General features: G+C 27.6%; 23 protein-coding genes. 9 read left to right on the top strand and 14 right to left on the bottom strand.

The genetic code is table 11. The annotated features are described in order from the left end of the window. Window positions 1–33: 33 nt before the first annotated feature. Entirely contained in the window at window positions 34–489 is a 456-nt protein-coding gene (locus BRSU_RS00640) for an Hsp20/alpha crystallin family protein (protein WP_048593325.1), read from the bottom strand. Between the two features lie 367 nt (window positions 490–856). Between BRSU_RS00640 and BRSU_RS00635 the strand changes: the two genes are divergently transcribed. The 5 genes from BRSU_RS00635 (at window position 857) to BRSU_RS00615 (ending at window position 7,122) form a co-directional block, all read left to right on the top strand. Further along, the gene (locus BRSU_RS00635; protein ID WP_048593324.1) at window positions 857–1,840 is read left to right on the top strand and encodes a biotin--[acetyl-CoA-carboxylase] ligase; all 984 of its coding nucleotides are present in this window, start codon (window positions 857–859) and stop codon (window positions 1,838–1,840) included. A gap of 17 nt (window positions 1,841–1,857) precedes the next feature. Next, window positions 1,858–2,859: a biotin synthase BioB gene (gene bioB, locus BRSU_RS00630; protein ID WP_048593323.1), complete on the top strand. Its 1,002-nt coding sequence runs from the start codon at window positions 1,858–1,860 to the stop codon at window positions 2,857–2,859. A gap of 34 nt (window positions 2,860–2,893) precedes the next feature. Beyond that, window positions 2,894–3,559, top strand: coding sequence for a dethiobiotin synthase (bioD, locus tag BRSU_RS00625; protein WP_048593322.1), 666 nt, complete (start codon window positions 2,894–2,896; stop codon window positions 3,557–3,559). Window positions 3,560–3,613: 54 nt separating this feature from the next. Further along, a complete protein-coding gene (gene bioA / locus BRSU_RS00620) occupies window positions 3,614–4,954 on the top strand; it encodes an adenosylmethionine--8-amino-7-oxononanoate transaminase (RefSeq protein ID WP_048593321.1) in 1,341 nt (446 codons plus the stop codon). A 569-nt stretch (window positions 4,955–5,523) separates the two neighbouring features. Then, the gene (locus BRSU_RS00615) at window positions 5,524–7,122 is read left to right on the top strand and encodes a peptide ABC transporter substrate-binding protein (RefSeq protein WP_048593320.1); all 1,599 of its coding nucleotides are present in this window, start codon (window positions 5,524–5,526) and stop codon (window positions 7,120–7,122) included. Window positions 7,123–7,623: 501 nt separating this feature from the next. Here the strand turns inward: BRSU_RS00615 and BRSU_RS00610 are convergent. The 3 genes from BRSU_RS00610 to xylB all read right to left on the bottom strand — a co-directional run bounded on the left by BRSU_RS00610 (window position 7,624) and on the right by xylB (window position 11,612). After that, on the bottom strand, window positions 7,624–8,262 hold the full coding sequence (locus BRSU_RS00610; RefSeq protein ID WP_048593319.1) for a hypothetical protein: 639 nt from the start codon (window positions 8,260–8,262) through the stop codon (window positions 7,624–7,626). Window positions 8,263–8,550: 288 nt separating this feature from the next. Beyond that, complete coding sequence (locus BRSU_RS00605; RefSeq protein ID WP_157031438.1) at window positions 8,551–10,002, bottom strand: hypothetical protein; 1,452 nt, start codon at window positions 10,000–10,002, stop codon at window positions 8,551–8,553. Between the two features lie 95 nt (window positions 10,003–10,097). Next, window positions 10,098–11,612, bottom strand: a complete 1,515-nt coding sequence (xylB, locus tag BRSU_RS00600) for a xylulokinase (RefSeq protein WP_048593317.1) — start codon at window positions 11,610–11,612, stop codon at window positions 10,098–10,100. 144 nt (window positions 11,613–11,756) lie between these two features. On the opposite strand from xylB, the gene BRSU_RS00595 reads away from it, so the two are divergent. The 4 genes from BRSU_RS00595 to BRSU_RS00580 all read left to right on the top strand — a co-directional run bounded on the left by BRSU_RS00595 (window position 11,757) and on the right by BRSU_RS00580 (window position 14,394). Beyond that, entirely contained in the window at window positions 11,757–12,269 is a 513-nt protein-coding gene (locus BRSU_RS00595; protein WP_048593316.1) for an adenine phosphoribosyltransferase, read from the top strand. Window positions 12,270–12,381: 112 nt separating this feature from the next. Then, window positions 12,382–12,648, top strand: a complete 267-nt coding sequence (locus BRSU_RS00590; RefSeq protein WP_048593315.1) for a co-chaperone GroES — start codon at window positions 12,382–12,384, stop codon at window positions 12,646–12,648. A gap of 231 nt (window positions 12,649–12,879) precedes the next feature. Beyond that, complete coding sequence (locus BRSU_RS00585) at window positions 12,880–14,109, top strand: hypothetical protein (RefSeq protein WP_048593314.1); 1,230 nt, start codon at window positions 12,880–12,882, stop codon at window positions 14,107–14,109. 3 nt (window positions 14,110–14,112) lie between these two features. Beyond that, entirely contained in the window at window positions 14,113–14,394 is a 282-nt protein-coding gene (locus BRSU_RS00580; protein WP_048593313.1) for a hypothetical protein, read from the top strand. A 5-nt stretch (window positions 14,395–14,399) separates the two neighbouring features. Here the strand turns inward: BRSU_RS00580 and smpB are convergent, their stop codons facing one another. The 10 genes from smpB to BRSU_RS00530 form a co-directional block, all read right to left on the bottom strand. Continuing rightward, window positions 14,400–14,888: an SsrA-binding protein SmpB gene (smpB, locus tag BRSU_RS00575; RefSeq protein ID WP_048593312.1), complete on the bottom strand. Its 489-nt coding sequence runs from the start codon at window positions 14,886–14,888 to the stop codon at window positions 14,400–14,402. A gap of 503 nt (window positions 14,889–15,391) precedes the next feature. Next, window positions 15,392–16,069, bottom strand: a complete 678-nt coding sequence (locus BRSU_RS00570) for a DUF305 domain-containing protein (protein WP_083997849.1) — start codon at window positions 16,067–16,069, stop codon at window positions 15,392–15,394. A gap of 139 nt (window positions 16,070–16,208) precedes the next feature. Beyond that, window positions 16,209–16,718 carry a ribosome maturation factor RimM gene (rimM, locus tag BRSU_RS00565; protein ID WP_048593311.1) on the bottom strand — a complete coding sequence of 170 codons (510 nt, stop codon included), beginning with the start codon at window positions 16,716–16,718 and terminating at the stop codon, window positions 16,209–16,211. Continuing rightward, the gene (locus BRSU_RS00560) at window positions 16,715–16,957 is read right to left on the bottom strand and encodes a KH domain-containing protein (RefSeq protein WP_008726607.1); all 243 of its coding nucleotides are present in this window, start codon (window positions 16,955–16,957) and stop codon (window positions 16,715–16,717) included. Before BRSU_RS00560 ends, rimM begins: the two co-directional genes overlap by 4 nt. A 32-nt stretch (window positions 16,958–16,989) precedes the next feature. Further along, on the bottom strand, window positions 16,990–17,349 hold the full coding sequence (gene rpsP, locus BRSU_RS00555) for a 30S ribosomal protein S16 (protein WP_020064809.1): 360 nt from the start codon (window positions 17,347–17,349) through the stop codon (window positions 16,990–16,992). 22 nt (window positions 17,350–17,371) lie between these two features. Continuing rightward, entirely contained in the window at window positions 17,372–18,727 is a 1,356-nt protein-coding gene (ffh, locus tag BRSU_RS00550; protein WP_048593310.1) for a signal recognition particle protein, read from the bottom strand. Window positions 18,728–18,865: 138 nt separating this feature from the next. Next, window positions 18,866–20,131 (bottom strand): M16 family metallopeptidase, encoded by a 1,266-nt coding sequence (locus BRSU_RS00545; protein ID WP_048593309.1) that lies wholly within the window; start codon window positions 20,129–20,131, stop codon window positions 18,866–18,868. 185 nt (window positions 20,132–20,316) lie between these two features. After that, window positions 20,317–21,444: a sodium ion-translocating decarboxylase subunit beta gene (locus tag BRSU_RS00540; RefSeq protein WP_048593308.1), complete on the bottom strand. Its 1,128-nt coding sequence runs from the start codon at window positions 21,442–21,444 to the stop codon at window positions 20,317–20,319. 15 nt (window positions 21,445–21,459) lie between these two features. Beyond that, a complete protein-coding gene (locus BRSU_RS00535) occupies window positions 21,460–21,861 on the bottom strand; it encodes a biotin/lipoyl-containing protein (protein WP_048593307.1) in 402 nt (133 codons plus the stop codon). An 89-nt stretch (window positions 21,862–21,950) separates the two neighbouring features. Continuing rightward, a complete protein-coding gene (locus tag BRSU_RS00530) occupies window positions 21,951–22,271 on the bottom strand; it encodes an OadG family protein (RefSeq protein WP_014489046.1) in 321 nt (106 codons plus the stop codon). Window positions 22,272–22,276 lie beyond the last annotated feature (5 nt).

Below are 22,276 nucleotides of genomic sequence, written 5' to 3'. Positions count from 1 at the left end.
CCTTCATTTAATTAATAATTAATGATAAAACGATTAACCTATATTAATTTTTTTCTCATATTTTACTTCCTCTTTTTTAGGAAGAACTATTTTTAAAACACCGTCTGTTAAATTAGCTTCAATGTTCTCAACATCTATTCCTTTTGTGCTGATATTAAAGCTTTGTTCATATTTAGAAACAACCACTTCATTATCATTTTCTTTGTTCTCGCTATTTTCTGCTGAAGACTCAATAAGTTTTTGTTTATTAACTCTCTTTCTTTCAGCATATATAGAAAGCACATTTTCTTTTATACCTATTTCTAAATCTTCTTTTCTTACACCCGGCATATCAATTTCTATAGTATAACTTTTATCATCTTCTTCTATATTGTAATGAGATAATTTTCTAACCTCATCATTGTTATATAAACTGCCGAATGCCTCATCAAAACTTCTAAAATCATCTAACATAGTATGTAAAGCTGGAAAAAATAATCTTTTAGTCATAATTAAACTCCTTTTTATGTAAACTTTTATATTTCTAAATTTAATCAGCGATTAACTATCATTTGTTTTAACTCTCACCGAGTCATCATCGCTTACACTATTATATATGCAAAAAATATACCAATTATTTTTAAGTAATTGTATATTTATAAAACACTATTAATAATTAATACAGTGTATAGAGTATATAAATCATAAAAGATGTACAATATTGATACATTGAATTTTTATAGTATGTATATCAATTATACGATATAGGGCCTAATCAAAAATAGCTGTTCATACTATATACAATTTAAATATTAATTGTAAACTTATTGTATTTTTAAAGTTGACAATTATAATTGTTATGTTATTATTCTCAATTATGGGAAAAAATTTAAAAGAAAATATAATATCAATACTAGAATACAATAAAGGATTATTCATATCCGGAGAAAAGCTAGCAAATGATTTGAATGTAAGCAGGGCTGCTGTTTGGAAAGTTATAAAATCTTTGAAAAATGAAGGTTATGATATTCTTTCTGTATCAAATAAAGGCTATGCTCTATCAAAAGAAACAGACATATTATCATCAAAAATAATAAAAGATAATATGCCTAAATATAGAGATAAATTCAATTTTGTAATATATAAAACTGTAGAATCTACAAATATTGTGGCAAGAGGCATGGCAATGAACGGAGCCGACAGCGGAACCGTAGTAATTGCAGAAGAACAAACAAGCGGATACGGAAGAAACGGAAAATCTTTCTTCTCGCCTTATGGTACAGGCATATATATGAGCATTATACTCAATCTAAAAAAAGAGAAAAAGATTTTTAATAGTTCATTCATCACTACTGCTGCCGCTATGGCTGTGTCAAAATCTATAGAAGAAATTTCAAATGAAAATACACAGATAAAATGGGTTAATGATGTATTTATAAATGGTAAAAAAGTATGCGGAATACTTACTGAAGGAGCTTTCAGTTTTGAAGACGGTAAATTGGATTATGCTGTTATAGGAATAGGTATAAATGTTAATTTCCCTAAAAATGGTTTTCCTGAAGAAATTAATAATATAGCTGTTTCTATAAATAAAATGCAAAATAACAAAGATATAAGAAATATTTTAATAGCTAAGATATTAGAAAGAATGTATGAATATTATTTTAATAATGTGGCATTCTATGATGAATACAAAAAACGTTCTTTTTTAATAGGAAGAAAAGTTTCGCTTAATATAGATAATGAAGAGCATATAGTAAAAGTATTGGATATAGATAAAACTTTTGCTCTTGTAGCGGAATTTCAAGACGGCAAAATAGACAGAATAGTTTCAGGGAGTGTAAATCATAGAGTATCATAAATAGGAGGTTATAATATATGAGCAATATAGATTTAATTATAAAAAAAGAAATATCTTTAGAAGAATTAAGAGAGAAAATAATAAAAGGTTATGATATAACAAAAGAAGAAGCCATGAAATTAGTAGAAGCACCATTAGAAGATTTATGCTCTGTAGCCAATGGAATAAGAAAATATTTCTGCTCTAATATATTTGATATGTGCTCAATAATAAATGCTAAAAGCGGAAAATGCTCAGAAAACTGTAAATTCTGTGCACAGTCATCTCATTATGATACAAAATGCGATGAATACGATATTCTAGATAAAGAAAAAATATTAGAACAAGGAAAAAGCGATTTTAATAAAGGTGTTTTAAGATACTCTATAGTAACATCAGGAAGAGCTTTATACGGAAAAGAGATTGATGAAGTTTATGATGCAATAGAAACCATTAATAAAGAAACTGAAGGATATGTATGTGCTTCTTTAGGCTTGCTTGATGAGGAAGGATTCAGCAAAATGAAGAATGCAGGACTTAAAAGAGTTCATAATAATTTAGAGGCTTCAAGAAATTTCTTTCCTAAAGTATGCACTACTCATACTTATGATGATAAAATCAATGCTATAAAATCAGCACAAAAAGCAGGAATGGTTGTATGCAGCGGCGGTATTATGGGAATGGGCGAAACTTGGGAAGACAGAATCGATATGGCAATAGAGCTTAGAGAATTAGGAATAATGTCAATACCTGTTAATATGCTTAATCCTATAGCAAGCACTCCTTTTGAAAATATTGAACCTCTTACTGAAGATGATATGAGAAGAATTGTTGCGATATACAGATTCATTAATCCTAGAGCATTCATAAGACTTGCAGGCGGAAGAGGACTTATGAAAGATAAAGGAAGATCATGCTTTTTATCCGGAGCTAATGCAGCTATAACAGGCGACATGCTCACAACCGCAGGCATTTCAATAGAAACAGATAAAAAAATGGTTGAAGAATTAGGATATAAAATAGAGTTAAAAGAAGACTAATTTATAATAAAGATTAATTTATTAGGAAATATTTATGGCTAAAGCTATTTTTATAACAGCAACAGGTACTGATATAGGTAAAACTTATGTATCAGGCTTAATTGCAAAACACATGAAAGATAAGGGATTGAATATCGGATACTATAAAGCAGCATTAAGCGGAAGTCTTGATATAACAGACAGCGATGCTTGGTATGTAAAACAGCAAGCCGATTTATTAGATTCTTATGATGAAATGGTGTCATACACTTATAAGCATGCCTATTCCCCTCATTTGGCAGCCCAAATTGAGGGGAATCCTCCGGATATGGAGATTATAAAAAATGCTTATAAAAATATAGATAACAGACATAATTATATGATAGTAGAAGGAAGCGGCGGTATAATATGCCCTATTCGATATGATAATAATCAAAAAATATTTTTAGAAGATATCATAAAAGAATTAAATATACCTTCTCTTATAATCGCAGATGCAGGACTTGGCACGATTAATTCTACTGTCTTAACTATAGAATATATGAGAAGTAAAAATCTAAAAGTTAATGGCGTAATATTAAATAGATTTGAAATGGCAAATGAAATGCATGATGATAATAAAAAAATGATAGAGGAGATGACAGGAGTAAAAATTATAGGCGTTGTTATAGACGGTATTTTAAAACTAGATGAAAAAAATATAGAAACTCTATTTGAATAATATTTTTTATTTAATTTTTTATTTTTAATATATGTACTTAATAAAGGACTCATTATGACATTAGAAGAAAAGGATTTAAAATATATTTGGCATCCTTGCTCGCAGATGAAAGATTATGAAGAACTTCCTCCAATTATTATAGACAGAGGAAAAGGAATTTATTTATACGATAAAGACGGAAAAGAGTATATTGATATTGTAAGTTCTTGGTGGTGCAATTTACTTGGGCATTGCAATGAAAAAATAAATGCCAATATCAAAGCACAGCTTGACAGATTAGAGCATGTAATATTTGCAAACTTCTCCCATGAAGGAGCTATTAAATTATGCGAAGAGCTTGTAAAGATACTTCCAAAAGGACTTAGTAAATTCAATTTTTCTGATAATGGTTCTTCATCTATAGAAGCTGCATTAAAAATGGCTTTTCAATATCAGCATCAAATAGGAAATACTAAAAAAATAAAATTCATGTGTTTTACTGACGGTTATCATGGTGAAACTATCGGTGCATTATCCGTTGGAAGTTTAGACTTATATGCAAAAATATACAAGCCTATGTTAATGGACACTATACATATAGAAGCACCTGACTGCTACAGATGTAAATACAATCAAAACAGAGAAACTTGCAAATGCGAATGTTTTGAAGATGCTGAAAAAAAGTTTAAAGAATACGGAGAAGAAACTTGTGCTATTATAGTAGAGCCTTTGCTTCAGGCCAGTGCAGGAATGAGAATATATCCTCCCCTATACTTGAAAAAATTAAGAGATCTTTGCGATAAATACAATGTAGTTTTTATTGTTGATGAGATAGCTACAAATTTCGGACGCACAGGAAAAATGTTTGCATGTGATCATGCTAATATAAGTCTTGATATAATGTGTATTTCAAAAGGCTTAACAGGCGGATACATGCCTATGGCTATAACAATAACCACCGACAAAATATACGATGCTTTCTATGCTGACTATAATGAAGGAAAGGCTTTTATGCATAGTCATACTTATAGCGGAAATCCTCTTGGCTGTTCTGCTGCTTTGGCTGTACAAAAAGTTTTAAGGGAGGATGATATTATAAACAAGGCTCAAGTAAGAGCGAAATATTTAAATAATAAATTAAAAGAAAAATTACTTGATCATAAAAATATAGGAGAGATTAGAAATATAGGGCTTATCAATGCTATGGAATTAGTTACTGATAAAAATACAAAAGAAGGATTTGACTCTAAACTTAGAATGGGTTATCAAATATATAAAAAGGCACTTCAAAGAGGACTTCTATTAAGACCTTTGGGAAATGTAATTTATTTTAATCCGCCTTTAATTATAAATGAAGATGAAATAGATAAGGCTGTTGATTTATGTGTATCTTCTATAAATGATATACTGAAATGATTAATTTTAAATGCACTATTTTATCAATAATAATAAAGTATTATTTATGAGTAAAAAAGCATATATTAAATTCATGACAGTATAAACTTTATTTTATAAACTTAAAATTTAGATTTTTAATTTTATTGCTTGTGGTGGCTTTGCCCCCACACCCCAAGTTCTTTTTGTGACCAAAAGAACCAAAAAGACTGCATTTGACGAAGTCCACCTTTAGGTCTGACATAAAACTATGGTATTATATTACATTTAATACATATTCTTAAAATATTAAGTCGTAGTATATGCGTTTTTTGCAACTTTTTTGAGCGACAAAAAAGTTGATAATATATTTACAAAATATAAAAATTGACAAAATGTAATTGTTTAGGTATATACTGAAAATTTTTAAGTTTCTCAATTTTTATGTTGTTCTTTTTACTTCGACTTCGTCAGAGAACCATACGAAGTACGCCTCGCGAAGCGTGCCTTTGGCAGGTGTCAGCAGGCAAAAGTGCATATATTAATTATTTGTATACAAGTAATTATTAAATATAAGCTTACTTTTTATAAATTAATCAAAGGAAAAACGAATGTTCAAAAAAATAATTACTGCTATTTTATTAATTCTGTTAATTGTATTCGTATCTTGTTCAAAAAAAGAAATGAGTAATAATGATATAGTTATAAATCTTGCTCCAGAACCTTTAACTATGGATCCCACTTTAAACACAGATAATCTCACTATGATATATATTCTTCATGCTTTTGAAGGTCTTACAAAAAAAGATGCCAACAATAAAATAATAGGCGGAGCTGCTGAAAGCTGGGATATTAATAAAGCAGGCAATATCTACACTTTTCATTTGAGAACCAATGCTAAATGGAGTGACGGTAAAGAAGTTAAAGCACAGGACTTTGTTTATACTTGGAGGAGAGCCGTTGATCCAAAAACTGCCAATAAATACAGCTATTATTTTGAAGTGATAAAAAATGCAAAAGAAGTTATAAGCGGCGAAAAAACTATAGAAGAGCTTGGAGTAAGAGCAATAGACGATTATACATTTGAAGTGGAATTAAACAGCCCTACTGCATACTTTTTAGAGCTTGCTGCTTATCCTCCTTTTTATCCTGTACGCGAAGATATAATAAATGAATATGGAGATGATTGGACTCTAAAGCCTGCAACATATATTGGAAATGGTGCTTTTAAAATGACTGAAAGGAATTTCGATAAAAGCATAATACTAGAAAGAAATACAAACTATTGGAATAACGATAATATAAAACCAAACAAATTAACATTTCTTTTAATGGAAGAGCCTAATACCTCGCTTGCAGGTGTGCTTAATAATTCAATTCATTTTGCAAAGCCTTTTCCTAGAAATGATATCGAAAGCTTAAAGCAAAAAGGAATAGTTCATATTGTACCTGTTGCTGCATCATATTATTACAGATTCAATCTAAACAAAGAAGTTTTAAAAAATGAAAAGGTAAGAAGAGCCATATCTTTAGCAATTGACAGAGATTATATAGTAAAATCAATTACAAGATGCGGGGAAAAACCTGCTGGAAGTTTAGTCCCTTATGGTATTAATGATATAAACGGAGATTTTAGAACTAAAGCAGGAGAGTATATAATATCTTCTAACTATCAGAAAAACATAGAAGAAGCTAAAAAATTATTATCTCAAGCAGGATACAAAAACGGAAGAAATTTTCCTGTAATTGATTTGCTTATAGCTACAAGAGAGTTTGACATAAATATTGCTGATGCCGTTCAAAGTATGCTTAAAGAGAATTTAAACATTGATGTGAGAATAGTTAAGCATGAATGGGCTTCTTATCTTCAAAATATGTATGACAGAAATTTTGATTTAGCCGTTTATTTATGGTATGCTGATTATAATGATCCTATAAACTTTTTAAACATTTTTAAAAGTGATGCTCCTAACAATTACGGCTCATATTCAAATAAGGCATTTGATGATTACATTGACATAGCATCTACTAATAAAAACAATCAGATAAGGATGCATTCGCTTCACTTAGCGGAAAATGTTTTTATGAATGACAATGCTATAGTACCGATATATTTTTATTCTGAGGCATTACTAGTTTCACCAAAATTAAAAAATGTAGAATATGATTCTCAGGGTTTATATAGATTTTTTAATGCATATTTAGAGTAGTTTTATTTATTTCCAAGACGCACGGTAAGCGAATTTTTATATATAATTAAAGTTATATTTATAATTAAATTCATATTTAAAATTCAGTTTATCGTGCGTTAAATAATTTATTAAATCTAATAAAATCTTGGGCGGGTGCTAAAGTTTATAAACAAGCTATAAAGATAATGAAAGTTAAAAATTATAAATCAGATAAAAAGGAATAAAGGGCGGGGTTTTAAATATAGTTAAAAAATTATTTTATTTTATATCAACTTTTCCCGGACTTCGTCAAAGTTGCAAAAGCACACATAGTAATGATACTTCATTAAAAATTCTATCAGCACTATATATGTAATTCCATCGATACAAAACATATTATTTTTACAAATTTATATTAAAGTATTTTTATAGTTCTATAAGTTTTATTTTATAATTAATAAGATAATTAAATATAAAAAATTCTTAATTGTATTATTAGAACAGTTGATAACATATCAGTTATAAGCCTGTTTAAAACTTTTATCTATTCTCGAAGAAAAATCCAAAACTAAACATCAAACCTACAGAATGATATTGCTTGACACTATGATAAATAAATATATTACTCATATCATCGGCATTAAAAATCATATTCTCATAAGATAAATGTACTCCTGCGATAAAATCTATTTTTTCAGTATCAAAGAATTTTCTTTCAAATGATAGTCTTACATAAGGAGATATAGGAACTGATTTATAATCCACACCTAATAAAGGATTAAACTGAACTCCAGCGGATATTCCAAGAAGAAGATTTTGATTATTTTTAGTTAAATCAAATTTTAAAGCTACTCCTGTATATATTCCAAAGGCTGTTACTCTATTAATTAAGGATGTATCATTATCTATTATAGATACCATATGTTCATTAATTCCAAAATCGAATAAAAGATCTATACCGCTTAATAAATTAATATTGTTTAATTTAAATCCATATCCTATCTGAAAATTTAGATCCAATCTTGGATCTAATAATACGCTGTTATAATATTCAGTTTCTGCTATATTTATATCAGCTCCAAGTCTAGGACTAATTCCAAATTTAAAATTAGCAAAAAGATTAAAAGAAAATAATATTAATAATGCTGGTATGAAAAGTATTTTTCTTTGAAAATTCATATAAAAATCTCCTTAAATTAGATAACATAGAATATTTTATAAACATATATATTTAAATATCTGTAAAATATTTTTATAATCACAAAAAAGATGTAAAATTATTTATATAATATTGTTTGATAAGTAAAATAAAAAATATATTTGATAAAAACTTGTAGGGATTATTTTATGATTAAGTTTAAATAATAATAAAATATAAAAATTTTAAATTAAATAAAAAAAATAAAGGGAGGGATATGTAAGAAAATTTCAAACTTTACTTATATTTTCCCGCCCTTATTATTAATTTTAAAACTCATCCATAAATGAATTTAAAATATTTATTAAACCGTCTTTTGTTCCATTTTTGAAATTTATTCTAACACTAGAATCTATCTTGTTACTGCTTATCTTTAAACTTCCGCTTGAATATTTTAACTCTTTTATAATAAAATCAAATTCCTCATATTCATTATATTGATCATATCTATTAGTAACTAATCTGTAAGCATTATCTATATCTAAATAAAATGTAAAGTCATTATTTAAAAAAACTTTTAAATTATTACCTTCTAAAGAATTATTTCCATTAATTACATTTTCTATATAATCAAGAGACAATGATTTAGTAAACATAGAACAAACATTATCATGCACACAAATATAAGCTTCATCTATTTCTATAATGTATGAATCATATCCAATTTTTCTTAAAGAAGAATAAGGAGTAGATTTAAATATATCCCATAATTTATCCTGATCTTTTAATGATGCTGCTATAACATAATTATCATTCTCTAAAAAAGAAACAACAACATTACCATCAAATATTTCATAGAAATCTATTTTATATCCATTACCATAATCATACATAAAATCACTTTCAAATTCTGATTCTGGAAAATATGTTTTAATAGTTTTTTTTAATCCATCTATATCTAATGCCATAGTAAAAAAAGATAAACTTCCATCTATATACCTCATCAGTCTGTAATCCATCTTTTTACTTATACGAGACAAATTTATATTAGGTAAATATAAATCAAAATCACATATAGCATTTTCATCATCTAAATTTAAAGAAAATGTTGCTGATGAATTTTGAAAATATTTTCTAACAACATCAATATTAATTTGATCTTCAAGATATTCACTCTCATAAACTAATGACAAATCAAGCCATAACTTAATATCAGATGTTTTATTTTGAAGTTCAGTAAACCCCCTATCTGTTAAATAGGAAGAATTATTTAATATACCATCAATATATGTAAAATCTGAATCGTAATCACATGAAGTTATAGAAAATATACCATTTCCCAATGTTATAATTATATATTCTTTTAATAAAACTATATATTCTATATTGCCTGAAGAATATACTTGCTTTTCATATTGACTAAGTAAACTATATAATGCTTTTTTTAAAGTATTTAAATCATTATAGGACATTAATACCGTACTCTGTAGTTTTGCATATTTACTATCTGATTTATAAAATATAACATACATATCAGAATAAAAATCTATAGATCCCATTATTCTTTCAAATGCCAAATAATCAGTTATGCTTATAGATGAAGATCCTTTATCCATGATTCTTTTCATAATTTCTTTAGGAGTGGTATCCATCTTTCTAGTAATATTACCAATATTCATAGTTAACACCATTTTAGAAAAACTAGGAACATTCTGGGAAAATGAATTACATACATTTATAAATAATAATAGTAGTAGTATTAAATAATTTCTTAACTTCATATAACCACCTCATTTTTATAATGCTGTAATTATATATAAAAAATACAATATTGCATTTGAAGTATTAACTTTTTTAAATACTTCAAAATTTGTTTCTATATTATATTTTTTATTTTAAGCATTAATTTATGGTTATTTTGATAGCATTCTCTAAATATTTGATAATACTCATTATAAATTTTTACATGCTCATTAATTGGCATCACAGGTTTATCATTATATTTTATAATATTATTTACAGCTTCCTCATAATTTGAATACTCTTTATTTGAAATAGCAGAAGTCATAGCAGCACCTAATGCAGCCTGTTCTTTAGTTTTTGAAACATAAATTTCCCTATCTAAAATATCAGACTGAATCTGAAGCCATACATCACTATAAGAGCCTCCTCCTGAAGCTATTAATCTATTGCATTCTATATTTAAATCATCAGTTAAAATCCTGAAGCAGTCTTTTAAAGAATATACAACTCCCTCCATAACTGCCCTTAAAATATGATATCTATTATGATTTAAAGTTAATCCCAAAAACATAGCAGAAGCATCACTGTTCATATGAGGAGTTCTTTCGCCAGCTAAATAAGGAAGAAATATTATACCATTACTTCCTGGATTTATATCTTTAACTTTTAAATCTATATCTTTAAAAGTTTCATTTATATTGCAAAAATTATTCTTAGCCCATTTCAATGCCAAACCAGAGGATAATGCAGCACCTAAATAATACCAAGTATCAGGAAATAAAAAATTGAAAGTATGTGAAGCCATATTCTTTTTATCATAAATAGGCTTATCTATAGGCATTAAAATTTGTCCGCCCGTTCCTATAGTAATGGATGCTGTATTTGTGTTTATTATACCATTTCCTATAGCCTGCATAACTTGATCAGCCCCTCCATAAGAAACCTTCACTCCTATTTCTAAACCTGTTTCTTTACTTGCTTTCTCTGTAATATATCCGGATATCTCATAAGGATAAAAAATATCTGGAAAAATCTTTCTTTCTAAATTAAGTTTTTCTATTATATAATCAGACCAAGAAGAATTATCACTATCAAAAACTCCAGTAGCAGCTGCATCTGTTATATCAGAAGAAATTATACCTGTTAATTTGTATCTTATATAATCTTTTGGAAGAATTACTTTATAAATATTTTCATATATATTAGGTTCATTATTTTTTATCCAAATCAAAGAAGGAAGTAAAAATCCCACAGCTATAGGACTATGATTGATCTGCATTATTTTTTCTAAACCTACTATATTATTTATATAATTAAGTTCTTTAACGCTTCTTGAATCACACCATAATATAGCTTTTCTTAAAACATTTCCATTTTTATCCAAGGCTACAAGTCCATGCATTTGTCCTGAAAAACTTATTCCTGATATTTTATAATTTGAATCTACTTTCCTTAATTGATTTATAGAATCTTTTATAGTAAATATAGTGCTCTCCCACCATATATCAACATCTTGCTCGGAAAAATTATAGTACGGCTTATCAAAATCATAATCTTTTTGAGATAATGCTGCTATTTTTCCATTTGATGACATTATTAAAGTTTTTACAGATGATGTTCCTAAATCTATACCAATATAATAATTCATAATATACTCCTATTGCCTAATATAATATATTAAAATTAGTTTATTAAAAGCAGTATTTTTTATTGATTTTTTTTACAAAAGTATTATAATCAAAGACTGTGTTATGGTTTACATAACTATTTTTAAATAAAAACGAGGTGTTATATGGAGTTAAAAGACTATATAAGAAATATTCAAGATTATCCTAAAAAAGGCATACTTTTTAGAGATATCACTACTTTACTTCAAAATAAAGATGCTTTCAAATATGCAATAGATAAAATGGCTGAACAAATAAGCTCTGAAAAAATAGATTACATAGTTGGAGCAGAAAGCAGAGGTTTTTTAATAGGTTCAGCATTAGCTTATAAACTAAACTGCGGATTTATCCCTGTAAGAAAAAAAGGAAAGCTTCCTTATAAAACTATTTCAGAAGAATATGCTTTAGAATATGGTACAGATACTTTATATATGCATGAAGATGCTATCAAAAAAGGTGAAAGAGTTTTAATAGTAGATGACTTAATAGCTACAGGCGGAACAGCACTTGCTATGATCAAAATGGTTGAAAAATTAGAAGGTGTAGTTGTAGGTTCTTCTTTCTTAATAGAATTAAAAGAATTAAATGGAAGAAAAGAAATAGAAAAATATCCTGTTAATGTTCTTATAGAATACTAAATAATCATTAGTGTTTAGGCAGTTATTGACTTTTAATATTTTTTATTATAGAATATATCAAAAATTATTAAAAAAATTATCGAAATAAATACATTTTAAGGAGATATAAAATATGTCATCTATTAAACCATTAGCAGATAGAGTTCTTTTAAAAGTATTAGAACAAGAAGAAAAAACTTCAAGCGGAATACTTCTTCCAGATACAGCTAAAGAAAAAACTCAAAAAGCAGAAGTAGTAGAAGTAGGAGACAGCGAAGACATAAAAGTTAAAAAAGGCGATATAGTTATATATGATAAATATGCTGGTATTCAGATCAAAGAAGGAGATACTGAATTTTTAATAGTAAAAAATGAAGAGATAGTTGCTCTTATAAAATAATTAATAGCTATACAAATAAAAAAATAAAGAACACTAATCTTTAAAAAAAGATGGTGTTCTTTTTTACTAATTAGGTTTTTTAGCAGTTTTTATTATTGTTAATAAAACTTTTTCGTATCATAAAGAATTAATAAGGTTAAATAATATAAAAAATTATATTATTTAATTTTATTAATTTGTTCGATAATAAATAATCATTAATTTCATTTCTTTATCAGGAGATTTTTATAAATGCTAAAATATTTAATAATATTTCTTGCAATATTAAATATAGTATATGCTCAAGATAATACAACAAATAAAGATCCTGAATATAAATTCACTTACGAAAAAGAAAATAATTTTACAATATATAAAGAATCAGATGAAACTAATGAATCAGATATTACAAATACTCAAAATGAAATATCTATAATGCTTGAAAGAAGAGGCTTTCCTCTTGTTAATAGATTGGTAAGATTCACATCATTACACCCTGATATGTTTGATTTTGAAATAGATGAAAATCAAAAAGAAGAAATACTTTTAAAAGAAATTGATCAAAATGAAGAAGCTGCAGTAAATACTAATGAATCAACTAATATGTATACCAATATATACGTAGTTCCTACAGATGAAAATGGAGTAGCAAAAGCTAAATTAAATTTAAAAAATCCTGGAAATGGCGTTGTACTTATGCATATACTTTATGTAGGATCTACAGGAAATACTAATATATCCTATGAAGAATATGCCTATGTGAATATAAAAGAAGAAAAAGAAAATAGAATATCTTCAAAATTATTAATTGGAGATGGTGATAATGTAAATATTAAAAGTTCTATATTAATAACATCAACTTTGTTTCCATCTCTATTTCTAGTATCTATTGCATTAATATTTATAAGTTACTTTAAACACATATATGAAGAATATAGGAACAGTAAATCTAAAATCATCATATATACTTTCTTTGGATTTGCATCTATTAAAAAGAATTTTGCTCTTATGATATTAATAATATTTACAGAACTATTAATAATTGCTAGTTTTCTTTTTTTAGATAGTTATATTTTCTCTGTTATACTTATAGCATTCTTTATAACAGGATTCTTAATGAAAAGAGAAAAAATATATTCTATAGCGTTTTTTATTTTAGCATGTATTTCTACGATATATTTGTATCTTGAAACATTTTCTATTCATATGGGTACAGAATGTGTATTCAATAATGTAGTTATGGGAAATCCTATATTTGTATTCTTTTTATTTTTGATTCTCACTGCATTAGCTGGAGGAATATATATACCTATATGCATACTGATATTATATCAAACTGTATTTGTAACAAGCAATTTATCTTTAGTAACAGCTTTAATTGGAATATTTGTATCTTCTATTCTTTATATTGTAAAAGTAAAAAAAGATATACCTTTCCTATACAGACTTAACTTATTAAAAATAAAAGACAACAATAGGTAATATATGATTTTTGATTTATTAAGAGATCTAGAAATACTTCTATCAGATATATCTTTCAGCGGTATAAATAATATAGATTACAGTACTATAGAAAAAATAGAAATATTAGAGAAAAAATTTGAAAAAATTTCTATGGAAAACATAAAAAATTTATTAACAGAATTTATAAATTCAATAAAGCAATATAAAACTTCCGAAGATAAAAAAATAAATATAAAAGAAGTATCTAATAATATTGCTAAATTAGAATTTTATATAAGAAATGCCTTATCTTACGAAAAATAAATATATTATCTTTTAATATATCTTTCCATTTCTCTATCTAAAGTTTTTCTTTTTAGAGTTTCCCTTTTATCATGAAGTTTCTTACCTTTTGCTAGTGCCAATTCCACTTTTACTTTTCCTCTAGAAAAATATAATTTAACAGGTATTAAAGTAAGTCCTTGTTCTTTGATCTTTCCATATAACCTTCTCAACTCTCTTTTTTTCATTAAAAGTTTTCTTTCTCTTAAAGGTTCATGATTATTTCTATTTCCGAAATGATAAGGAGATATATGCATATTAACTATAAAAAGTTCCCCATTTTTCTTAAAAGAAGCATAACTGTCAGCCATATTAACACTTCTTTCTCTAAGAGATTTTACTTCTGTACCAAGCAAAACAATACCGGCCTCAAATTTTTCTACAAGCTCATAATTGAATAAAGCCTTTTTGTTTCTTACTATCTCGCCGGAAGAAATAGTACTGCTGCCTGATTTTTTATCCTTTTTACTAGCCATAATACATTACCATAATTTTAGTATATAGATTATACTGAAAATTTTTAAGTTTGTCAAATATTCGCCTATAGCCTACGGGTACACTTCGTGTGGGCTTTCCGCACGGTACTGCAAATTATTATGGATAGCCAACTATACGTGCGGCTGATTACTTATTATTTTACGAAAATTAATAATTTATATTATTCTTTTTACAGCGACAGCATCAAAGAACCTTATATCCTCGACAGGCTCGGATACGCTTCGCGAAAGGCTATATTGTAGCTTAAATTTGATAGTTTATATTACATGTAAAACGAAATTAGTATTATTTAGTACTAATTTTATACTTGCACTTTTTGGTTCTCGCCGTAGGCGTACTTCGTATGCGGCGGGAAAAAGAACAATAAAAAATAACAAAGTTAAAATTTTCAGTATATACAAAAATAAATCAATTTGTCAATTATTCAATTAATATGAAAAAAAGCCGGACTTATTTAATCCGGCTCATTAAAAAATATATTTTACATCATAGAATTAATCATATTATTCATATCTTCTATTTCTTTTTCCTGTGCTTTTATTATTCTGTTTGCTATTTCTTTTATTTTATTATTTTTAGTATATTCTAATATTTTCTTTGAAACATCAATAGCAGCCTGATGATGCGGTATCATACCTTTAAGAAAATCTATATCATTATCTCCTGTTATTTCTATAGCTGACATATCATTCATCATCTTATCCATAATAAGCTGCATCTCATTTCCTATAGCTTCAGTATCTATATCGCTATAATCTGTATTGTTAGCATTTAATTCTTTAACTAATTCATTAAACTCTAGAACTTCTTTATCCTGCTCTTCTATTATATTATTAGCCAATTCTATTAACTTTTCATTTTTAGTAGTTTCTAATAATTTTTGAGAAGATATTATAGCACCTTCATGATGCGGTATCATATTAACTAAAAAATCAGCATCTATATTATCAGTTTTTTGAAAAGGCTGTTCCATCATAGGATAATGCATTAAATCAATAATTTCAGAACTAGTCTGATGTGCATTATGAGCTGAATGATCCATATTGTTTGCATTAGTATCTGCAGTATCAGTAGAAGCGCTCTTACCTGAGCAAGATATAACTAATAAGGCAAAAGCTGAAATAATAAATATTGTTATAATTTTTTTCATTTTATCCATTTTCCATCCTTGATTTTTATTCAATCTAATAACTACTAGAATATAAAAAAAGTAAAAGATTGTAATATAAAATCATATTTACATACTAATTAAAAAATTTACATTATAAAAAATAGGATTCAAATAATGATAGAAAATATTAATCCTCATCAAATATGGGCTTTTGTATTATACATATAGTTTTATTTATTTTATCAGAATCGCCGAAATATGCTTTAACGAAAGGTATCGAAACTATATTATTATTTTCTTTTAATTTAATTTCAAATACATAATTGGAAGGAAGACTATATACATCTGTTATTTCACCATAAATATTATTATCTGTATCTATGATTTTATATCCGATTAATTCAGCCTCATAAAAAGTATCATCATCTAATTTAGGTAAGTGTGAAGAATCAATAAATATATCAAGACCTATCAATTTTTCAGCTTGATCTATAGTATTGATATCTTTTAACTGGAATACAAAAGATTTATTTTTCTTTTTAACATCTAATATAGTAAATGTTTGATTGTTAATAATAACAGGTGTATTTTTACTTAAAACAGGAAGAGAGGCGAAATAACTTTTATCGGTAAAAGCCATTTCTACCTCTCCTTTTAAACCATGTAAACCTGTGATTTTGGCATAAAAAATCATCAATTGTCAATAATCTCAAGCATTACACGTTTACCACTTTTCATGGAAGCTGCAAAAAGAATAGTACGTAATGCATGAGCAATACGACCTCTTTTACCTATAATTTTACCTATGTCGCTTTGGTTCACTTTCAATTCCAGAATCGTACTCTTTTCACCTTCAATAACCTTAACACTAACACCCTCAGGCTCATCCACTAACTTTTTAGCCAAATACTCAATAAGCTCTTTTTCTTCCGTCATAGCACACTCCTTTATATATTATAAGACGTAAATTAAGCTTCGCTCTTCTCCTCAGCAGATTCAGGCTTAGCTTGTTTACGATGTTTGCGCCTTTTTTCAGGATTTTTCAATGCTCTTTTTTTCTTTCTTTCAATAGGAGCACCTTTATCTTTTTCCATCAAACCTTCTTTAACAAGAATACTTTTTACTACATAAGTTGGCTGTGCACCATTGGAAAGCCATTTTTTTAGGCCTTCTACATTCAACTTATATAATACATCTTTAGCTTTAGGGTTAAACCAACCTAGCTCTTCAATAAAACGACCATCGCGTGGGAAACGAGCATCTGCAGCTACGATACGATAATGAGGCTCATGTTTGCGACCTATACGTTTTAATCTTAATTTTACCACCTTTCTTTTCCTCCAAGTTTATTTACATTAATTTGTTTAAATCATCTATAGACATACCCATACCCTCTAGGGACTTTGCGAGCTTATCCATCTTTTTAGTACTGCCCATCATGTTTTTCATCATAGTAAATTGCTTTATAAGCTGATTCACATCATAAACACTTTGACCGCTTCCTTTAGATATTCTCATTTTTCTTGAATTATTTAAAGGAAATAGGGCTAATCTTTCTTTTTTAGTCATTGACTGTATAATAGCTTTATACTTTTTAAATTTTTCCTCTTCACGGCTTAAAAGTTCTGTATCTACATTGGCCATGCCAGGAATCATAGATGTCATTTTACTAAGTCCGCCCATTTTAGCAGTAGCTTCTATCTGCTTCAAGAAATCATTATAATCGAAATTATTTTCTATAACTTTTTGAAGCATTTCCTGAGCTTCTTTTTCACTTATAGCAGCACGGGCTTTCTCTACCAATTTTACTATATCACCCATACCAAGTATTTGTCCTGCTACTCTCTTAGCATCAAATACATCAATATCATCTAAATGCTCACCTACTCCGACAAATTTAACAGGAGAACCAGTAGCATATTTTAAAGATAAAGCGGCACCGCCTCTAACTCCGGAATCAAATTTTGTAAGTATAACGCCATTTATACCAATATTGCTTTGGAAACTTTTTGCAACATCATAAACACTCTGACCTGCTGTAGAATCCACAACCAATAATTTTTCTGTAACATTAGCAGAGTTTACAACACGTCTTAGTTCAAGCATCATTTCTTCGTCTATCTCTAAACGTCCTGCAGTATCCACTAATATCATATTATACTGTTCTTTTTTAGCAATTGAAAGTGCTTTTTTAAGTATTTTATAAGCTTTTTTCTCTTTAGTATCTATATGATAAGGAACACCAACTTCTCTAGCTAAAACAGCAAGCTGCTCCATAGCTGCAGGTCTGTGAACGTCAAGTCCTACAAGCATAACACGTCTTTTATCTTTATAATATTTAGCTAATTTAGCAGAAGTAGTAGTTTTACCAGAACCTTGAAGACCGAAAAGCAAAGTAATAGTAGTTTTCTCAACAGGTTCTAATTTTAAACCGCTTTCACCCTCTCCTATCATATTAACCAAAGTATCATGAACATCAGCTACAAATTGATTAGCAGGTTCTACACCTTCTAATTTTTCTTTTCCTATAGCTCTGTTGGTAGCTTCTTCAAGAAACTTATCAGCAGCTTCTAAAGATACGTCAGCAGACAAAAGTGCTTCTTTTATAGTTAAAAGACTATCTGATATATCCTTATCAGTAAGAACTTTTTTACCTTGTATTTTAGAGAATACATTAGATATAGATTTAGTTAAATTACCAAACACTAAAAAACAACCTTATAAACATATTAATTCCAAGTCATATTATACATAATATATTTAAAAAGTCAATATTTAGCACAATTTTACAAAAAATTATATATAATAACAAGAAAATAATTCAATACATTTCAAACATTACTATCAATTTAATTTAAGTTTGCTGCTTAAATCCTTACTTATATCTTTAGTACCGCTTGCCCCTACAGATGTTAAAAAGAATTTTTTATTCATCAATTTTTCATCTATTACTTCATTAACCATTTTCAAATCTACTTTATCTATTATATTATAAAGCTCTTTAAATGAAATATATTTAGATGAATACAATTCATGCCTTGCATTCTTATTCATTATGAACTCTGCGCTGAATTTACTGAAAGCCATAGAACCTTTATAACTCTCTTTAGCCTCTTCTACTTCTTCCTCTGATATTCTTTCATTAACCAATTTTTCTATTTCATAATATATACTTTCTATAGTTTCTGCATACCTATCCAAGCTAGTAGAACCATGTATCTCAAATGTACCGCCATTTATAAAGCTTGAATTATAACTGTATATATTATAACAAAGTCCCTTATTCTCTCTTATTGATTGAAATAATCTTGAATAAGAACTTCCTCCGAATATATCATTAACTATATTCATAGCATATCTTTTTTTATTATCGCAGGCATTATATGAAGGCGTTACAAGAGAAAAATAAACCTGATTAATTTCCTGCTTTTCTTTAGTTATAGTTTTATAATAAAAAGGAAGATCATCATTAACTGTTTTAGTACCTTTGTCTAGTTTAATTTTTTCTAATCTTTCCACAGCATAATCAATATCAAAATTTCCGGCTATAGATATAATCAAATTATTAGAATTAAAATGGTCTTTAAAATAAGAATAAATTTTATCTCTGCTTATTTTTTTTATATTGTTAATATTTCCGCCTATAGGAAAGCTCATAGAAGTACCTTTATAGGCAGCAGCAAAAAATTGATTGGCTGATATTTCTTCAGGAGTATCATTTGACATTTTAAGCTCTTCAATGATAACTTTTTTTTCTCTGTTTATATCATCTTCTCTGAATGCAGAATGAAGCATAATATTTTCTAAAGTATCAACTGCTCTGTCAAAATATTTAGATATTATATTTATATAAAATGAAGTTAAATGTCTTGAAGTAAAGGCATTAAATATACCGCCTACACCTTCTATATTTCTAATAAGTTCTTTTGAACTAAGTTTATCAGTACCTTTAAAAAGCATATGCTCTATGAAATGAGTATATCCATTTTCTTCTTTTTTTTCATTGGCACTTCCTGTTAAAAATATAAAACCTATAGATACAGTATCAAGCATAGGCATCTTTTCTAAAACAACTCTTGTGCCGTTTTTTAATGTTAATCTTTTTACCATGTTTTTTCCATAAATATTTTTTATACTAAAATTAGTATATATTAATTTTATAATTTTCGACAGTGTAATACATAAAATATAATACTAATGATTTTTATATAAAAAAACCCTATTTAATTAATAAATAGGGTTAACATTAATATATATTATTAAATTATTTTTTATATAATCATTTGATCATATAATCAATGAAAGAAAGTAAGAAGTATACCCATAACAATAGCACCGGATATTATGCCGGAAATATTAACTGCCATTGCATGAAGAAGAAGACAGTTAGATGAACTATTCTCCTGTCCGTAAACATGGGCACCCCAAGCAGGAATAGGAAAAGCACTTAAACCTGCAGAACCTATTATAGGATTAACTTTACCGCCTGACAATATATTAATAACTTTAGCAGCAATTATACCTATAGTAGTGCTTAATATTAATGATAATAAACCAAAAGCAAATATTATTACTGTATTTAATGTCATAAAATATTCAGCTGAAGCAGAGGAACCTATAGCTATACCTATAAGCATTGTAAGTATTCCTGTTAAAGATTTCTGCAAATTGATTGAGAAATTTTTTATAATATCTGATTCTCTCAAAATACTTCCGAATAAAAGAGCAGCTATAAGAGGAAATGAGTTTGCCAAAAATATTCCGCAAAGCCCCATAGCAATAACTGCAAATATGATTTTTTCTCCTCTTGAAACCTGTCTTAAATAATTCATAGGAATTTTTCTTTCTTTTGTAGTAGTTAAAACTTTTGTAAGGCCTGACTGAAGTAAAGGAAGAAGCTCCATATAAAGGTATGCAGCCATAACAATAGCAGCAAAATATCTAGGCTCTGTAATCAAAGAAGACATATACATAGCCAAAGATCCGTCAGCAGCACCTATAATTGCAGTAGCAGCAGATAAATCTTCTCCTAAATTTAAAGAACTCATAATATAAAATACTATAAGTATACCAATCTGAGAACTAGCTCCTATAAAGAAATTTTTAGGATCTGCAAGCACAAGTCCCAAATCTATCATAGTACCAACTGCAAAAAATACCAATACAGGATAAACTCCGCTGTCCGCACCGCTATGCATTAAACCCAAAAAACCGCTTACTACATCTTCTGTCATCTTAGGAAGAGGCATATTAGCAGCTAGTATTGCAACTCCCATAGGAAGAAGAAGCAAAGGCTTTTTCTTATAATATATAGACATATATATAAGATATGCTCCTAAAAGCATCATTATAACTTGGGCTATAGTCGGCGGATAAAAACCTGTAAGTAAATTGTTAAAATCCAAACCTAAAGCTTTATTCATATTCACCCCTTTATATTACTTAATTTGTAATATAACCTGACCCTCTACAACTGAAGAACCTTTTTCAACATGTATAGATTTTACCTCTCCTGATGCTGGAGCAGTAATTTCATTTTCCATTTTCATAGCTTCCAATATAGCTACAACCTGACCTTCTTGTACTTTATCTCCAACTGCAACGCTGAATGATACTATAGTACCAGGCATAGTTGCTTTTACTGATATAGCATTCTCATCTATTGGAATTGCAGGAGCTGCTGCTGCTTTTGGTACTGCAGCTGATGCTGCTGGTTTTGGTGTATTTACTGGTGTATTAACTATAGTAGATACTGTTTTATTTGAAGCTACAGGTCTTATCTCCTCTACTGATACATCATAAGTTTTTCCATTAACTGTGATTTTATATTGCTTAGTCATAATCTTATTCTCCAAAAAAATATTATATATAAAAAATCTCTCTTAAAAACTCTAACAAATAAACTTAATAGAGTTTTACAATTTAATTATTATTTTAATTTATTTACTCTGTCTACCATTCCCCATATAGGAGTTTTAGATTCTTTAATAGATGTAATAATAAATCTATTATTAGACATACCTGTATAAGCTGATATTGCAGCTGTAATCACCGCTACAAGTTCAGTATCATCTATTAAATCTTCTTCTTTAGTTTTACTTTCCTCTACTACTTTTATAATTTCTTCTTCTTTCTTTATATTTCTAGTTTTGAAAATCATTCCCAAAACTAAAGATAATATATAAAAAACTAAAGCAACTATAAAAACAGACATTATACCAAATATGGTAATAGCTGCATTATGTTCCATTCAAT

The sequence above is a fragment of the Brachyspira suanatina genome, from assembly GCF_001049755.1.
GTDB classification, from domain to species: Bacteria; Spirochaetota; Brachyspiria; order Brachyspirales; family Brachyspiraceae; genus Brachyspira; species Brachyspira suanatina.
Note: the sequence above shows the minus strand (reverse complement) of the source record. Positions and strands in the feature narration are given on the sequence as shown.

Excerpts from the sequence above, each read along its gene's own strand:
- BRSU_RS00595 (WP_048593316.1), top strand. The coding sequence starts at position 11,757 with ATGGAGTTAAAAGACTATATAAGAAATATTCAAGATTATCCTAAAAAA.
- BRSU_RS00560 (WP_008726607.1), bottom strand. The coding sequence starts at position 16,957 with ATGACGGAAGAAAAAGAGCTTATTGAGTATTTGGCTAAAAAGTTAGTG.
- BRSU_RS00540 (WP_048593308.1), bottom strand. The coding sequence starts at position 21,444 with ATGAATAAAGCTTTAGGTTTGGATTTTAACAATTTACTTACAGGTTTT.
- BRSU_RS00570 (WP_083997849.1), bottom strand. The coding sequence starts at position 16,069 with ATGGATAAAATGAAAAAAATTATAACAATATTTATTATTTCAGCTTTT.
- BRSU_RS00590 (WP_048593315.1), top strand. The coding sequence starts at position 12,382 with ATGTCATCTATTAAACCATTAGCAGATAGAGTTCTTTTAAAAGTATTA.
- BRSU_RS00585 (WP_048593314.1), top strand. The coding sequence starts at position 12,880 with ATGCTAAAATATTTAATAATATTTCTTGCAATATTAAATATAGTATAT.
- BRSU_RS00530 (WP_014489046.1), bottom strand. The coding sequence starts at position 22,271 with ATGGAACATAATGCAGCTATTACCATATTTGGTATAATGTCTGTTTTT.
- bioA (WP_048593321.1), top strand. The coding sequence starts at position 3,614 with ATGACATTAGAAGAAAAGGATTTAAAATATATTTGGCATCCTTGCTCG.
- smpB (WP_048593312.1), bottom strand. The coding sequence starts at position 14,888 with ATGGCTAGTAAAAAGGATAAAAAATCAGGCAGCAGTACTATTTCTTCC.
- BRSU_RS00545 (WP_048593309.1), bottom strand. The coding sequence starts at position 20,131 with ATGGTAAAAAGATTAACATTAAAAAACGGCACAAGAGTTGTTTTAGAA.
- BRSU_RS00605 (WP_157031438.1), bottom strand. The coding sequence starts at position 10,002 with ATGAAGTTAAGAAATTATTTAATACTACTACTATTATTATTTATAAAT.
- BRSU_RS00615 (WP_048593320.1), top strand. The coding sequence starts at position 5,524 with ATGTTCAAAAAAATAATTACTGCTATTTTATTAATTCTGTTAATTGTA.
- BRSU_RS00610 (WP_048593319.1), bottom strand. The coding sequence starts at position 8,262 with ATGAATTTTCAAAGAAAAATACTTTTCATACCAGCATTATTAATATTA.
- BRSU_RS00635 (WP_048593324.1), top strand. The coding sequence starts at position 857 with ATGGGAAAAAATTTAAAAGAAAATATAATATCAATACTAGAATACAAT.
- BRSU_RS00535 (WP_048593307.1), bottom strand. The coding sequence starts at position 21,861 with ATGACTAAGCAATATAAAATCACAGTTAATGGAAAAACTTATGATGTA.
- BRSU_RS00640 (WP_048593325.1), bottom strand. The coding sequence starts at position 489 with ATGACTAAAAGATTATTTTTTCCAGCTTTACATACTATGTTAGATGAT.
- xylB (WP_048593317.1), bottom strand. The coding sequence starts at position 11,612 with ATGAATTATTATATTGGTATAGATTTAGGAACATCATCTGTAAAAACT.
- bioD (WP_048593322.1), top strand. The coding sequence starts at position 2,894 with ATGGCTAAAGCTATTTTTATAACAGCAACAGGTACTGATATAGGTAAA.
- BRSU_RS00580 (WP_048593313.1), top strand. The coding sequence starts at position 14,113 with ATGATTTTTGATTTATTAAGAGATCTAGAAATACTTCTATCAGATATA.
- bioB (WP_048593323.1), top strand. The coding sequence starts at position 1,858 with ATGAGCAATATAGATTTAATTATAAAAAAAGAAATATCTTTAGAAGAA.